16 protein-coding genes are annotated in these 15,226 nt (G+C 65.4%); 1 reads left to right on the forward strand and 15 read right to left on the reverse strand.

Translation table 11 applies throughout. From position 1 onward, the window contains the following. Positions 1-55 precede the first annotated feature (55 nt). Positions 56-571 carry a hypothetical protein gene (locus tag AC4PRM_RS02285; protein WP_492038636.1) on the forward strand — a complete coding sequence of 172 codons (516 nt, stop codon included), beginning with the start codon at positions 56-58 and terminating at the stop codon, positions 569-571. 67 nt (positions 572-638) lie between these two features. Here the strand turns inward: AC4PRM_RS02285 and AC4PRM_RS02290 are convergent, their stop codons facing one another. The 15 genes from AC4PRM_RS02290 to fliQ form a co-directional block, all read right to left on the reverse strand. Then, a complete protein-coding gene (locus AC4PRM_RS02290; protein WP_373255894.1) occupies positions 639-812 on the reverse strand; it encodes a CsbD family protein in 174 nt (57 codons plus the stop codon). 101 nt (positions 813-913) lie between these two features. Further along, positions 914-1,372, reverse strand: coding sequence for an NUDIX domain-containing protein (locus AC4PRM_RS02295; RefSeq protein ID WP_487922892.1), 459 nt, complete (start codon positions 1,370-1,372; stop codon positions 914-916). Between the two features lie 2 nt (positions 1,373-1,374). Continuing rightward, the gene (locus AC4PRM_RS02300; protein WP_373255896.1) at positions 1,375-2,415 is read right to left on the reverse strand and encodes a sensor histidine kinase; all 1,041 of its coding nucleotides are present in this window, start codon (positions 2,413-2,415) and stop codon (positions 1,375-1,377) included. 7 nt (positions 2,416-2,422) lie between these two features. After that, positions 2,423-2,848 (reverse strand): response regulator, encoded by a 426-nt coding sequence (locus AC4PRM_RS02305; protein WP_373255897.1) that lies wholly within the window; start codon positions 2,846-2,848, stop codon positions 2,423-2,425. Continuing rightward, on the reverse strand, positions 2,845-4,374 hold the full coding sequence (locus AC4PRM_RS02310; protein WP_492038637.1) for a sensor histidine kinase: 1,530 nt from the start codon (positions 4,372-4,374) through the stop codon (positions 2,845-2,847). The genes AC4PRM_RS02305 and AC4PRM_RS02310 overlap by 4 nt, the downstream gene beginning before the upstream one ends. 79 nt (positions 4,375-4,453) lie before the next feature. Then, on the reverse strand, positions 4,454-6,574 hold the full coding sequence (gene flhA / locus AC4PRM_RS02315; RefSeq protein WP_492038638.1) for a flagellar biosynthesis protein FlhA: 2,121 nt from the start codon (positions 6,572-6,574) through the stop codon (positions 4,454-4,456). Further along, a complete protein-coding gene (bla, locus tag AC4PRM_RS02320; protein ID WP_492038639.1) occupies positions 6,571-7,482 on the reverse strand; it encodes a class A beta-lactamase in 912 nt (303 codons plus the stop codon). The genes flhA and bla overlap by 4 nt, the downstream gene beginning before the upstream one ends. A 16-nt stretch (positions 7,483-7,498) precedes the next feature. Next, complete coding sequence (gene flbD, locus AC4PRM_RS02325; RefSeq protein WP_373255901.1) at positions 7,499-8,893, reverse strand: sigma-54-dependent transcriptional regulator FlbD; 1,395 nt, start codon at positions 8,891-8,893, stop codon at positions 7,499-7,501. Positions 8,894-8,954: 61 nt separating this feature from the next. Beyond that, a complete protein-coding gene (gene fliN, locus AC4PRM_RS02330; protein ID WP_373255902.1) occupies positions 8,955-9,287 on the reverse strand; it encodes a flagellar motor switch protein FliN in 333 nt (110 codons plus the stop codon). Then, entirely contained in the window at positions 9,287-9,955 is a 669-nt protein-coding gene (locus tag AC4PRM_RS02335; RefSeq protein WP_373255903.1) for a FliH/SctL family protein, read from the reverse strand. The genes fliN and AC4PRM_RS02335 overlap by 1 nt, the downstream gene beginning before the upstream one ends. Before the next feature lies 1 nt (position 9,956). Then, positions 9,957-10,994: a flagellar motor switch protein FliG gene (fliG, locus tag AC4PRM_RS02340; RefSeq protein WP_373255904.1), complete on the reverse strand. Its 1,038-nt coding sequence runs from the start codon at positions 10,992-10,994 to the stop codon at positions 9,957-9,959. Then, positions 10,994-12,631: a flagellar basal-body MS-ring/collar protein FliF gene (gene fliF / locus AC4PRM_RS02345; protein ID WP_487922886.1), complete on the reverse strand. Its 1,638-nt coding sequence runs from the start codon at positions 12,629-12,631 to the stop codon at positions 10,994-10,996. Before fliF ends, fliG begins: the two co-directional genes overlap by 1 nt. 107 nt (positions 12,632-12,738) lie before the next feature. Further along, complete coding sequence (gene flhB / locus AC4PRM_RS02350; RefSeq protein ID WP_492038640.1) at positions 12,739-13,809, reverse strand: flagellar biosynthesis protein FlhB; 1,071 nt, start codon at positions 13,807-13,809, stop codon at positions 12,739-12,741. Continuing rightward, a complete protein-coding gene (fliR, locus tag AC4PRM_RS02355; protein ID WP_487922885.1) occupies positions 13,802-14,572 on the reverse strand; it encodes a flagellar biosynthetic protein FliR in 771 nt (256 codons plus the stop codon). Before fliR ends, flhB begins: the two co-directional genes overlap by 8 nt. Beyond that, complete coding sequence (fliQ, locus tag AC4PRM_RS02360) at positions 14,572-14,835, reverse strand: flagellar biosynthesis protein FliQ (RefSeq protein ID WP_373255908.1); 264 nt, start codon at positions 14,833-14,835, stop codon at positions 14,572-14,574. The genes fliR and fliQ overlap by 1 nt, the downstream gene beginning before the upstream one ends. Positions 14,836-15,226: the final 391 nt, after the last annotated feature.

Consider the following 15,226-nt stretch of genomic DNA (forward strand, 5'->3'; position numbering starts at 1 on the left):
CTGGAACGCGGGCCACGGCGTGATGTGAGGGGCCGCTATTCCGGAGCGTTCGACCATGATCGCCATCGTCTTCGCCATTCTGCTGCAACAGGCCGCGCCTGCTCCGAACGTTCAGGGCCAGGTGGTCTGGACCACGCCGATCGTCCCCCCCATCGAGGCACCAGCCGCGCCTCGCCCTGTACTGCCCGAGGCGGCCAGGGCCGATCCCTATGGGTATGAACGTGCTGAATGCAGCCCCTATGTCCGCGCATCCAGCGAGACGCTCGAAGACTGTCAGTTCCGGGTGAGGACGGTGCTGGCCGCCGGTCTGGGCGATGCTTTGCCGGATGGGCTCAGGCCTGCTGCCCAAAGCGAACGGTGCCAACCAGATCCTCGCACCGGAGGTTTTGCGCTCGACTGCAGCACTGCGCGAAGCGTACCGGCAGGACCTGATCTGGCGGATCGGCGCTGCGAGACGCGGCCGACCCGCCTGCCCCAGGGCGGGGTGGCCTATACCGAGAACTGCACATCGACGCGGCCGGGCGAGAGCGAAAGCCAGGGCCTGCGGATCAAGCTGTTCGGGGACGACTGAGCGGTATAAAAGAAAACGCCGCCCGGGGGAGCGGGCGGCGTCTTCGACAATCACGAGGTAGAAGCTATCAGGACTTGAGGTCGGACTTTACGTCGCCGACTTTCTTCTGAACTGCGCCTTCGACCTGGTCGGCCTTGCCTTCAGCCTGAAGCTTTTCATTGCCCGTCAACTTGCCGAGGCCTTCCTTGACGTTGCCGCCGGCTTCTTTGGCGGCACCCTTGAATTGATCTTGATCAGCCATGAGTAACTCCTTGATTCAAAAGGACACCATTGCGGCGTCGCGATGATCAATGAACCCGCCGGCCTGTCTCTGGTTCCGCGAAACTTGGGAAACTGGCCGGATCAGGCCCCGGCGTTTCGTCGCAGCCAGGTCGCCACGGCCCAGGCATGGGCATCATGGCGAAGTTCACTCAAGGCCGTGTGCGGGTGCAGCCAGACTAGCTCATGATCTGCCTCGACCTTGGACGCCGGGTCCAGCGAAACCTGCTCCGCGAGCCAGAAGCCGCCGACATTGTTGATGGGGGCGCCGTCAGATTTCAGGAAATACTGCGCCGCCTCACCGATCCGCGCGGAGGGGCGGACGGTCATGCCCGTCTCCTCAACGAACTCGCGCACCAGAGCCTGTTCCTCGGTTTCGTCACCATCCACGGCACCGCCCGGCAAGTCATAGTAGCTGCCTTCGCCGCGGTCGACGCGTACGCACGCCAGCTTGCCGTCATGGAACACCAGGCCGAACGCCGTGGTCCGCCATAGATGGGTAACGCCAGGCTGGGCCTGACCGAATTGCAAGGCGACGCCCATGGTCAGAGATCGAAGGCCAGACGGGCCCGCACGCCCTTGTGAGCGCCGTCGAACTCCACCGCCGAGCGCAGGCCAGACGCCATGGCCGAGACGATCTTGCCACCCAAGCCGGTGCCCTTGGGCTTGCCGTCGCCCATGCCGGGGCCGTCGTCCTCGACGGTCAGCAGGGCGCGGCCCTCGCCGTCGGCTTTAAGGATGATACGGATTTCGCCTCCCTGATCGGGGCCATAGGCGTATTTCACGGCATTGGTGACCAGTTCGGTGACCACGACGCCCAGCGACACGGCCTGGTCGGTCGTGACCCGCATGGGGGCGACGTCAAGCACCAGCCGGGGTGACGTTTCGTCCGGTCCCAGCGACTTGCCCAGTTCGTCGATCAGGCCTTCCAGATATTCGTCCATGGCCACCGACGACATGTCGCCCGAGGTGTAGAGGCGGCGGTGCACATGGGCGACGGCCTCGATCCGAGCCTGGGATTCCTTCAGAGCCGCGCGTGCACCTTCATCGACCAGATGCCGCAATTGCAGCGACATGAAGCTGGAGACCAGCTGAAGCGAGTTGCCGACCCGGTGATTGACCTCGTGCAGCATGGCCTCGGCCCGGTCACGCGCCATGCGGACCTGTTCGTGCGCCTCGTCGTTCTCGCGCTGCAGACGTCGCCGGTTCAGCGCGTCCTCGACGGCATTGCGCAGCAGGGTGGTGAAATCCTCCGACACGTCCTTGATGACATAGTCGGCTGCCCCCGCCCGCAGTGCGGCCACGGCGATCCGCCCATCCTGGGCCCCGGTGACGTAGACGACCGGCGGCGGAGCCTCCAGCGCCAGGATGTCCGGCAGCACGTCCAGCCCGTCTCGGCCCGGCATGTAGTGATCCAGGGCGCAGACGTCGAAAACCTCGCCCCCCCGCAGTCGCTCCAGCCCGGCCTCGCCGTCGGGGGCCCAGGTGACGACATAGCCGTGACGGCCGAACTCCTTCTCGACCAGCCGCGACAGGCCGCGGTCGTCGTCGATGTAGAGCAGGCGGATGGGAGGGGTCTCGCTCAAGGTGCGGCTACTCGATGTCCGGCGACTGCATGACCGAAAGGAACAGGCCCAGCTGACGGATGGCGTCGGCAAAGCTCTCATAGTCCACCGGCTTGGTGATGTAGACATTACAGCCCAGATCATAGCAGCGCTGGATCTCGACCTTGTCGTCGGTTGTGGTCAGCACGACCACGGGCGCGCGGCGCAGCCGGTCGTCGCCCTTGACCCGCGCCAGGATGTCCGTGCCCGACATGTCCGGCAGGTTCAGGTCCAGCAGGATCAGCATGGGGCCGTTGGCCCGCACCTCCTCGCTGAACAGATAGTCGATGGCGGCACCACCCTCGTCGAAGTGGACGATCTCGTTGGAGATGTTGGCACGGCGGATGTTTTTCTCGATCAGCCTGGCGTGGCCGTGGTCGTCTTCGACCATCACGATCTTGACTGCGCTGCTCATGACAGGTCTCCGGTTTCCGAAAGGACGAGGCGTTTGGGGAATTTCAGCACGAAAGTCGAGCCTTTGCCCAACTCCGACTCCAGATCGATGGTGCCACCCAGGCGGCGCACGCTGTTGCGGACAAAGGCCAGGCCCAGACCCTCGCCCGGGCGATCCTGTCGGCCGGACCGGCGGAACAGCTCGAAGATGCGCTCGTGGTCGCGGTCCGAGACACCGCGCCCGTTGTCGGTCACGCGATAGGTGACCTCATCACCCGAGACTTCCCCCGACACGACGATACGCCCCGGACGCGACGGCTCCAGATACTTCACGGCGTTATCGACCAGATTGCCGAAGATCTGCTCGATCGACAGCCGGTCGCTCTGGATAGTGGGAAGCTCTTCAACCACGATTTCCGCATCGGCGGCGTCGGTCTGATGATGAACGCTGTTGGCGATGGCCTGCACGATCTCTGCCATAGGCAGGACTTCGGAGACAGGACTGCGGCGACCCTCGCGCGACAGCTTCAGGATGGCATTGATCAAACGGTCCATCTTGGCGGTCGAGGCCCGGATGAAGCCGATGGCCTCGGGCACATCCTCGCGTACGGCGATCAGGGCGTCGTTCTCGACGATCTCCGGCACCTTGGTTTCGACGGCCGTCATCTGGCGATCGATGATTTTGCCAGCCTGCTCCAGCTCGGACGTATAGCCCATGACATTGACCAGTGGGGCCCGCAGGTCGTGGCTGACGATATAGGCGAAGCGCTGGATTTCATCGTTGGCGCGCGAAAGGGCGGCGGTCCGGTCGCGGACCTGGTTCTCCAGGCCAGCGTTCAGACGGTCCATAGCCACCTGGGCGTCGCGCATGTCCATCAGATAACGACGGACGATCCAACCCACGATGCCGCCCAGGATCAGGATCAGCAGTCCGGCAAGGACATTGACGCCCAGCGTAAAGTTGGCCATCGCTTCCGATTCGCGCGTCAGCTGCCGGACACGGCTGGCCTGCAAGGTATCGATGGCGGCGATCTCGATCCGCATCTGGTCCATAAGGCCCTTGCCCTCGCCGCCGCGCACGACAGAGACGGCCTCGCCGATGCGTCCGGTCCGCGCCAGGGCGATGCTGCGTTCCATTACCCCAAGACGCTCATCAGAAAGCTCACGAACGCGCTCTACCCGCGGGGCCAGTTGCGGATCGGCTACTGTTAGCCCCGACAGGGTGGTCAACAGCCCTGGTAGTTCGGCAACGGCCTCGCTGTGTATAGCCAGATAGCTGGGCTGCGCTGTCAGCATGAAACCGCGCTGGCCAGTCTCCGCATCGACCAGCCGGTTCAGGACCTGCTGCGAGACCAGTCGGGCCTCTTGCGCATGGTCCACCGTTTCGTTGAAGTCCGCCGTCCGGCGGGTCATGACGAAGACCGTCAGATTGACCAGAAGCAGCAGGATCAGGGCGACCGATAAAAGGGCCACGACCGTGCGGCCCACTGATGGCGTGCGCAGGAACTGGCTCAGGGCCGAAAGATTGGGTCGGAACGCAGGAGCCATCGGCGCAGCTTTAGCGGGGTGCTGCGTCCTGTCCAGTCGGGTTTCCGACACAGGCTTGGCTGTTAGGGCAATTTACCGCTCAGACGCTGCCGATTGTGCGCAGACGTGCGCGCGGATGGACCTCATTTTGGCTCATGACCACGGTCTGACCGCGGAAGCGTTCGATGATCGAGCGGACATAGGGCCTGACCTGAGGCCCGGTCAGCAGGACCGCGCTTTCGCCCGACATGGCGGCGCGCTCGAAGACGTCGCGGACGGCGCGGATGAAGTCTTGGAGACGGCTCGGAGCCATGGCGAGCTGCTTGTCCTCGCCCTGACCGACAAGGGCCTCGGCAAAGGCGGCTTCCCATTCCGGCGACAGGGTGACGATCGGCAGAGCTCCGTCGTCGCCCTTGTGCTGCCAGCACAGCTGACGCGCCAGACGCCCGCGCACATGCTCGACCAGGGTGGTCACCGAACTGGTATGTGGCGCGGCCTCGGCCAGGCCTTCCAGAATGGCCCCCAGATCGCGGATCGAGACCTTCTCGCGCAGCAGCGACTGCAGCACCCGTTGCAGGGTCGTCACGGTGACGACCGAGGGGATCAGCTCGTCGACCAGCTTCTTCTCTTCCGTCCCCAGTTCCTTCAGCAGCTTCTGCACCTCCGCATAGGACAGCAGGTCGGCCATATTCTCCTTGAGGATTTCGGTCAGGTGGGTCGTCAGAACGGTCGAGGGGTCGACGATGGTATAGCCCCTGAACGTCGCCTCTTCGCGCAGGCTTTCGTCGATCCAGGTGGCGGGCAGGCCGAAGGCAGGCTCGCGCGTGTGATCGCCGGGCAGTTCGACCTGACGCCCCGCCGGGTCCATGGCCATCAGCGAGCCCAGACGCACCTCGCCGGTTCCGGCCTCCATCTCCTTGATGCGGATGGCATAGGACTGGGTGCCCAGCCGCATGTTGTCGAGGATGCGCACCGACGGCATGACGAAGCCGTACTCCTGGGCCAGCGAACGGCGCAGGGCCTTGACCTGATCGGTCAGGCGACGCCCCTCCAGATCGTTGATCAGCGACAACAGCGAATACCCCAGCTCGATCTTGACCTCATCAATGGTCAGGGCGGTCCCAATGGGCTCCTCGACGTCTTCCTTGGGCTTGGCGGTCGCGGCAGCGATCTCGGCCTCGGTCGGTTGGGGCTTCAGCCGGTCGCGGCCCAGCTTCCACGCCATGAAGCCTGCGCCCGCCGCCAGGGCGAAGAACGGAATGATCGGCATGCCGGGGATGACCCCGATCAGGGCCGAGGCGGCGGCCACGACGCCCAGGCTGACCGGATTGGTGGCCAGTTGCTTGACCAGGGCCTTGTCAGCCGTGCCCTCGACGCCCGCCTTTGAGACCAGGAAGCCCGCGGCAATGGAAATGATGATGGCCGGGACCTGGGTCACCAGGCCGTCGCCGACGGTCAGCGACACATAGGTATTGGCCGCCTCGCCGATCGGCAGGCTGTGCTGGATGGTGCCGATCAGAATGCCGCCGATGGCGTTGATGAAGACGATGATCAGGCCCGCGACGGCATCGCCGCGCACGAATTTGGACGCACCGTCCATGGCCCCGAAGAAGGTGGACTCCTGCTCCAGTTCCTTGCGGCGCAGCTTGGCCGTCTCCTCGTCGATCAGGCCGCTGGACAAGTCGGCATCGATGGCCATCTGCTTGCCCGGCATGGAGTCCAGGGTGAAGCGGGCCGAGACCTCGGCGATGCGGGTCGAGCCCTTGGTGATGACGACGAAATTCACCACCAGGATGATGGCGAAGATGATGATGCCGATGATGAAGCTGCCGCCCATCATCAGGGCCCCGAACGCCTCGATCACCTGACCGGCCGAGCCGTGCCCTTCGTGCCCGTGCGTCAGCACCAGCCGCGTCGACGCCAGGTTAAGGCCCAGCCGGAACAGGGTCGAGACCAGCAGCACCGTCGGGAAGATGGCGAAGTCCAGCGGCCGCTTCATCATCACGGCCGTCATCAGGATCAGCACGGACGAGACCAGCGAGATCGCCAGGAGCAGGTCCAGCAGCATCTTGGGCACAGGCAGGATCAGCAGCAGGATGACGCCGATGACGCCCACCGCCATGCCGACCTCGCCCCGCGCGATCCAGCCCAGCATGTCCTTGCCGGTCGGCCGGGCCATGCCGTCCTTCATCATGCCGTTGGAGGCAGGGACGTCGGTCATGCGGTGTGGCCGAGGGCGGCGAGCGCCATGCGGGTGGCCTGCGCGATCACTGCGGCGTTCTGGGCGTCAGAAGTCTCGCGCGTAGCGTGATAATAAGCCGCGACGACGATTGGCTTGCCGTTAGGCGGATAGATCAGACCGATGTCATTGGTCGGACCATAGCCGCACGTGCCCGTCTTGTGGGCCACGCGCCAGCCGGAGGGAACGCCGCCCTTCAGTCGGTCCATGCCGGTCGGAGTGTCGGTCATCCAGCGCAGAAGCCGTCTTTGCGACTCTTCTGTCAGAGGCGAGGCCGGGTCGAGGAACAGCCGCTGCATGTTCGCCACCGACTGGGCCGGCGTGATCGTGTCCTTGTCGCCGTCCAGACGGTTCATCTCGGGCTCGAACCGGTCGGCCCGCGTGCTGGTGTCGCCGAGACCGCGATAGAAGGCCTGCATGGGCTCCATGCCGCCCATGGCTTTCAGCAGAATATTGGCTGCGGGGTTGTCGCTGACCTCGACCGTCCCCTTCATCAGTTGCTCGACCGTCAGGCTGCTGCCAACAGCGGGTTCGGTGACCGGCGCATGGCTGACCATGTCGGCGGAGGTGATCGGGATGGCGCGATCCAGCCGCTCCTGACCCGCTTGCACCCGCATCAGGATGGCGGCGGCCAGATACATCTTGAAGGTCGAGCAGTAGACGAACCGCTCGTCACCGCGCCAGCCCAGGCTGCGGCCCGTTCCGGTATCCAGAGCCACAAAGCCCAGGCGTCCGCCGTTGCGACGCTCCAGGGCCGACAGGTCGAAGGCCTGCATCGCCACGGCCGGGCGCGCTGGCTGATCCTGCGGCGCAGGCGGCGTCGCTGGTGCGGGCGAACAGCCCATGACGCCCAGCGCGCCCAGGCTGGTCAGGACGCTTCTGCGGTCCATCGAAAAGGTCATCGGATCAGGCTGCCGCGTAGCCGCTGGCGGCGATGCCGGACTGGGGCGCGGGGATGCTGGTGCCCTCGTCGGCATATTCGTTCAGCTTGTTGCGCAGGGTGCGGATCGAGATACCCAGTATGGTGGCGGCATGGGTGCGATTGCCCAGGCAGTGCGACAGGGTATCCAGGATCAGCGTCTTCTCCATCTGCGCCACGGTCTGGCCGACATGGGCGCGGGTGACGGTGTCGGCGACCTGGGCCGCGCGTCCGGCAAAGCCGGCATCCGGAGCCGCACCATGCGATCCGGCGCTCAACGGCTGACCGTCCGGCAGGCGGATGGCATCGACGTCGATCTCGGGTCCGACGGCCAGCAAAACCGCGCGGTGCATGGCGTTTTCCAGCTCCCGCACATTGCCGTTCCAGCGGTGCGAGACCAGAGCCCGGCGGGCATCGGCAGAGACCGGACGCACCGGCACGCCGTTGGCGGCGGCGTATTTCTTGACGAAGTGATCGGCCAGGACGGCGATATCGCCTGGACGCTCACGCAGCGCGGGCAGACGCAGATTCACGACATTCAGGCGATACAGCAGGTCTTCCCGGAACGTCCCCTCGGCCACAGATTTGGCCAGGTCGCGGTTGGAGGTGGCGATGATGCGGATATTTACGGGCACCGGCTTGGTGCCACCGACGCGGTCGATCACCCGCTCCTGAATGGCGCGCAGCAGCTTGGCCTGAAGCCGGACGTCCATCTCCGAGATTTCGTCCAGCAGCAGGGTGCCGCCGTCAGCCTCTTCGAACTTGCCGATGCGGCGGGCCATGGCGCCGGTGAAGGCCCCCTTCTCGTGCCCGAACAACTCGGATTCCAGCAGGTTGTCGGGGATGGCGGCGCAGTTGACGCTGATGAACGGCTTGTCGGCACGGCGCGAGTTGACGTGCATGTAGCGCGCCATGACTTCCTTGCCGACGCCGCTTTCGCCGGTGATCAGGATGGAGGCTTCCGACCGCGCGACCTGGTCGGCCAGTCCGATCACGGCCTTCATCGCCGGGTCGGCCGAGATCAGGGGTCGGTCGTCGTCCGCCACGGCGGACAGGACCGCAGCGATCAGGTCAGCGTCCGGCGGCAGGGGGATGAACTCCTTGGCACCGGCGCGGATGGCATTGGCGGCGTCCGTCGCATCGGCATCGACCCCGCAGGCCACGACCGGCACATGAATTCGCTCGTTCTCGTTCGCCGCGATCAGTGCGGCGATGTCGACGCGATAGTCGACCATCAGCAGGTCGGCACCCTGCCCCCGACGCAGTTGCTCGGTCGCCTGATCGCCGCGCTCGACGTGGCTGACCTTGGCACCATGCGCCATGGCCATCTTCACTGCCGTCGCCAGCTGTCCGCTGAGCCTTCCAACCACCAGAAGCCGCATGGGTCTTCTCCTTCACATCCAACGCACGATGGCCCGTGTCAGGGGCCGGGGTTCAACGCCGTCAGGCGTTGCTGTCTTCGGTCTTGATGATTTCCGTCATGGTCACGCCCAGCCGGTCCTCGACCACGACGACCTCGCCTCGCGCGACCAGGCGGTTGTTGACGAAGATGTCGATGGCCTCGCCGACCTTGCGGTCCAGCTCCAGCACCGAGCCTCGGTTCAGCTTCAGCAGTTGCGCCACCGTCATGTGCGCCTTGCCCAGCACCGCCGAGATGTTGACCGGCACATCGAAGACGGGGGCCAGGTCGTGGGCCGTCTTGTCGGTCGCCTCGTCATTGACGGTGATCGCGGTGGAGTCGCCAAACTCCTCCAGAGCCATGGTGTCGGATGCCATTACGGCCTCCCTTCGGTGAGGTTGTGGGGTGCGAGCCTGTCGGCGTGCCCGGCGTCAGCCGCCAGGGCTGAGTTCAAGGCCTCAGTCATGCGGGCGAAGGTGGCGTCGACGTCGAACTCGGCTCGCCCGTCGGCCCATTCCAGCTGGAAGGCGGCGGGAGCCATGCCGGCCTCGTCACGGAAGGCCACGACGCCAGAGAAGCCCGCGTCCGTGCACAGTTGTTCGATCCGCGCGCGGGTCTGGTCCGTCAGATCGCCGGCGCGGATGACCAGGCGCGGAGAGGCGTCGATCTCCTGGCCCAGGGCTTCCAGCGCGGCCTGGATCGGCGCGGCCGGATAGCGGTCGAGAGCGGCGGCACACACCACACGCGCCGCCGTCATGGCCAGGGCCGCGGACTGCTCGCGGTGGGTCTGGGCGACCAGCGTCAGGGCCGGGGCCGACGCGGCCAACGCCTGGCCGATGGTCGACAGGGCCATGGCTTGCAGGCTTTCGACCTCGTCCATGGCGATCTGACGCGCCTCGGCACGGGCCTGGGCAACCAGGGCTTCCACTTCCGGGCCCGTCCAGGCGCGCTTGGCGGGACGGTAAGAGGAGGCGCGCACGACATCGCCGAGCGAGTCGAACTCGGTGTCGAAAGAAAATGGGGTGCTGAGCGGTTGGGGGGTCATGTCAGTAGATCAACTCGTCGTCGCCGCCCTGACCCACCAGCATGATGTCGCCCTTGGCCGCCAGGTCCTTGGCCACCTGAACCATGGCCATCTGGGCCTGGTCGACGTCCTTCAGACGCACAGGCCCCATGCCCTCCATGTCCTCGCGCATGATCTTGGCGGCACGCTCGCTCATGTTGGAGAAGAACATTTCGCGAAGGGATTCCGACGCTCCCTTAAGGGCCAGGCCCAGTGAATCCTTCTCGACCGCACGCAACAGCGTCTGGACGCCGCCAGGATCCAGCTTTGAAAGATCCTCAAAGACAAACATGAGGGCGCGGATACGTTCGGCGGCCTCGCGGTTGCGCTCTTCCAGAGCCCCTATGAAGCGGGCCTCGGTCTGACGGTCGAAGCTGTTGAAGATGTCGGCCATCATCTCGTGGCTGTCGCGCTTGGACGTACGGGCCAGGTTGGACATGAACTCGGTGCGCAGCGTCTGTTCGATCTTGTCGAGTATCTCGCGTTGGACCGGCTCCATACGCAGCATCCGCTGCACGCACTCCAGGGCGAAGTCCTCGGGCAGGCTGGTCAGGACACGGGCCGCGTGCTCTGGCTTGATCTTTGACAGGACGACGGCGACCGTCTGGGGGTACTCGTTCTTCAGATAGTTGGCGAGAACCGCCTCGTTCACATTGCCCAGCTTGTCCCACATCGTCCGGCCGGCGGGACCCCGGATTTCCTCCATCAGGCCTTCGACCCGGTCGCCCGGCATGAAGGATGCCAGCAGTTTCTGGGTCTGTTCGAAGCTGCCCATCACCGAGCCGGAACCGCTCATCCCGGCGACGAATTCGATCAGCAGTTCCTCGACCACGGCGGCCGTGACGGTACCCAGACCGGCCATGGCCTGAGAGATTTCCTTGATCTCCTCGTCGTCCAGACTCTGCCACAGACGGGTGTGATCCTCGCCCAGCGACAGCAGGATGACAGCGGCCTTTTCGGGCCCCGTCAGCTTCCTGGCGTCCTCTACTGCAGGCTTCTTGTTGACCAGGCGGGCGGCCATCAGCCTTCATGCACCCAGGAGCGGAGGATAGAGGTGGATTCCTCCGGATGTTTCTCCACGAACTCGGCGACCTTCTTGATCGACGAGGCCTTCACCTGACCCTCGATGCGGGCGATGTCGAGCCGATCGTCCATCTCCGAGCGCGGCAGGAACTGCTGGCCAGGATCAGCCGCCCCGTTGACGATCGAGGTCTGCAGGCTGGTCACCGGTACACCCCCTGCGCCGGCCAACTGCGGACTACCTCCACCCCCGCCCGTCGCCGTTTTCAGCAGAGGACGCAGCACGAAGAAAATCAGCAGCAGTCCTGTGATCAGCAAGACCAACAGTTCGACACCGCGCATGATGTCGTCCTTGGTGAAGCTGAACATCGAGGAGCCCGCCTCCTCGCCGCCGACCGCCGCCGTGTCGCGGTTGAAGCGGACGGCCGTCACCTGGACGATGTCGCCGCGCTCAGCATTGAAGCCGACCGCCGCCTTGACCAAGGCCTCGATCTTGGCCCGGTCTTCCTCGGAGACTGGCGCATAGGTCGGCTCGCCGTCGCCGCTGGCGGGGGGCGTATATTTGCCGTCGACGGCCACGGCCACGGCCAGCTTCTTGACCTCTCCAGCCTCCTTCACCGTCGTGGTGGTGGTGTTGGAGATTTCGTAGTTGGTGGTCTCGGTGTTCTGGGTGTCAGTCGAGCCGATGGGCGTGACATTGGGGGCCTGACCGCCGGGGATGTTGTTGACCGCCGTGGCCCCGCCGTCGGCCTGGCCCGTTGTGTCCTGGCTCTCGGAGCCATTGGTCGAGGTCGAGCGGACAACCTGCCCGTCGGGGTCATAGACCTGCTGCTGGGTGGTGGAGCGGCTATGGTCGATGTCGGCGGTGACCTGGACGCGGGCCGCCCCGACGCCGACGACGCCTTCAACGATATCCTTGATACGGGCCTGAAGCTGGGCCTCGGTCGAGCTCTTGGCCTCTTCGGCGGAGGCGGCGCTGAAACCGCCTGCGTCCGCGCCTGCCGCCAGGGTGCGGTTGGAGGTGTCGGTCAGGGTGACCCGCTCGGGCTTCATATTGGTGACCGAGGAGGCCACCACATTGCGGATGGCCTGGACTTGAGCCCCTGACAGCTGGCCGCCCGTCACGCCCACGACCACCGAGGCGGTCGGCTCGGCCGTCGAGGCCTGGAACAGCTGGCGCGGCGGCAGGGCGATCATGACGCGGGCCGAGGTAATGCCGCGCAGGCTCATGATCGTGCGGGCCAGCTCGCCTTCCAGCGCGCGCTTTTCGTTGAGGTTCTGCTGGAACTCGGTCTGGCCCAGGACCGACTGGTCGTCGAAGATCTCGTAGCCGACGCTGCCAGAGGTCACCAGGCCCTTGCCGGCCACCAGCATGCGAGCCTCGCCCACCTGATCGCGGCTGACGAAGATGGTCGAGCCGTCGCCACGCGAAGAGTATTTGATCCCGGCACCGTCCAGTGCCGTGGTGATCTCCGAGGCTTCGCGCAGATCCAGGTTGGAGTACAGCAGGGCGTCAGGGGCCTGGCCCACGCGCATCATCAGATAGACCAGCGCGACCGCGACGCCGGCGCCTACGCCCAGCAGCACGGCCAGCTTGCCGACCCCGAACCTCTGCAATGCCGACGAAAAGCCGCCCACTCAAACCGCCTAAGTTAAAACGGGCCCACCCCGACGCGCGAACCGAACAGGTCGCTAGGCAGAAACTGCCGCCTACGTGGTAAACGGGGAGTTAAGTTCCGTTACGATCAGCGTTTCTTGCGCTTGTTCATGACGAAGCCGATGACCTTGGCGGCCGCCTCGAAATGCTCGCGCGGGATGGTCTCGTCGACATCCACGGCGGCGTAGAGGGCGCGGGCCAGGGGCACATTCTCCACGATCGGCACCGCGTGCTCGCGCGCGACCTCGCGGATGCGCAGGGCGACGGCGTCCACGCCCTTGGCGACACAGACCGGGGCCGCGTCGCCCGCCTCGTAGCGCAGGGCGACCGAGAAGTGCGTCGGGTTGGTGACGATGACCGTGGCGGTGGGCACCGCCTGCATCATGCGCTGGCGGCTGCGCTGGGCCCGGATCTGCTTCAGCTTGGCCTTGACGTGGGGGTCGCCCTCGGACTGCTTGTAGTCCTCCTTGAGCTCTTCCTTGGTCATCTTCATCCGCTCGGCGAAGCGGTATTTCTGCCAGAGGAAGTCCACGCCGGCGGTGAAGCTGAGGAAGACGAGTGCGGAGACCATCAGGCTGATCGCCAGGTCGCGGGTGAACGGCAGGATCATGGCCGGGGACATGGCCGCCATATTGGCCAGCTCGTTCGCATGCGGTTTCAGCACCAGCCAGCAGACCACGACCACGGCCAGGAGCTTGAGGAAGGTCTTGATGAACTGGACCAGGCCGTCGGGGCCAAAGATGCGTTTGAAACCCTTTAGCGGGTTCACCTTGGACCAGTCGGGCTTCAGCTTCTCGCCCGTGAACATGATGCCGGACTGGGCCAGGTTGCCGCCCACGCCGCCCAGGATGGTCGCCAGCATGACCGCGCCCAGGAAGGGGGTGATGGCCCAAAGGGCGATGCCCCCGATCTCGACCCCCGCACCTGTGTTCAGCCCGCCCATCATCGTGTGGGGGGCGGCGATGAAGGGCAGGAACTGCTCGGCCATGGAGGTGGCGAACCAGCCCCCGGCCATCAGGATCACGGCGGCGGCACCGGCCAGGGAAAGGGCGGAGGCGACATCCGGGGATTTGGCGACATCCCCCTTCTTGCGCGCCTCCTCGAGTTTTCGTGGGGTGGCGTCTTCTGTCTTGGACTCGGGATCGGCGCTTTCAGCCACCGGCGCCTCCCGTGAACTGTCCGGCCAGGGCGCGGTAGCGATCGATGAAGATCGTGCCCACCACCCCCAGGCTCAAGGCGAAGACGGACAGCCCCAGGATGATGCTGAGCGGGGCCGCGGCGAAGAAGACCTGGAACTGGGGCATGACCCGTCCGACCAGTCCGGACGCCAGGTTGAAGATCAGGGCAAAGACCATGACGGGCGCGGCCAGTTGCACGCCCAGCAGGAAGCTCTCGCCCAGGGTCCGCACCGCCAGGGTGGCGAAGTCGCCGGTCGCCAGCGGCTGGACCGGGGCGATCAGCCGGTACGACCCCACCAGTCCGGCGATGAAAAGGTGATGGGTGTTTGTGGCGAACACCAGGGTCGTGCCCAGCAGCAGCAGAAAGGCCGAGATCGTCGTGCCCGGCTGGGCCTGCAACGGGTTGGCGGTCTGGGCGAAGCTGAGCGTGGTCTGCAGCGACACCACCTCCCCCGCCGTGGACAGGGACGTCAGGAAGATGCGCAGCATGGTCCCGATCGCCAGCCCCACCAGCACCTCGCGCAGCATCCAGCCGACGGTGGCCCCAAGGCTGGTCGGCAGGGCCGGCAGGCTACCCGACACCACCGGCCACAGACACAGGGTCACGACCAGGGCCAGCGACAGGCGGATGCGCGGCGGCACATAGGATTCCCCAATGCCGGGCATCATCAGCAAGACCGCGCCGATCCGTGCGAAGATCAGCGCGCCCTGCCAGACCTGATCGGATGTGGCGTAGGGCTCCACTACATCCCGGCGATGCGCACGGCGATGGTGCGCATGAAGCCGCCCAGCAGCGCCCCCATCAGCGGCAGGAACAGCAGCAGCGACACGAAGATGGCGATGATCTTGGGGGCATAGATGAGGGTCTGTTCCTGGATCTGGGTCAGGGCCTGGAACAGGCCGATGACCACGCCGACGACCAGGCCGACCAGCAGCACAGGCGCGCACAGCTGGATCGTCAGCCACAGGGCATCGCGCCCCACATCCAGAACTTCCGCCCCGTTCATCCCACGCTCCACAAACACGCGCACGGGGATGTCCGCCGAGAGCGGCCCCGAACTGGGCAAGGAATGCCGGGTCCATGGTTAATGCGGCGTTAGCGATGTCGCGTAAGGGGTTCAATGTCTCCGGTTATCGACGGAAAAATCGGCCGTCGGAAAACGGTCCCCAGGGCGCGACCGCCATTGGCTGTCCGGCCTCAATCCGGCGGCCGCAGCGTTGATTTCATCCTGTCAAAGACCCGTGGAGCGCGGTCAGACCGATGACGTCCCCCTCATGACATCTGGCGTATGGGGACGGCGATGCAAGGCCCAGTTCGCACCTGATTTCAGGGTCCAGTGTCTCCACTTTGACCGCAAAGGGACAGGACTATCAGGGTCGGGAATACACTGTGGTCGC

It is taken from the genome of Brevundimonas sp. DW-iso22 (assembly GCF_058725425.1).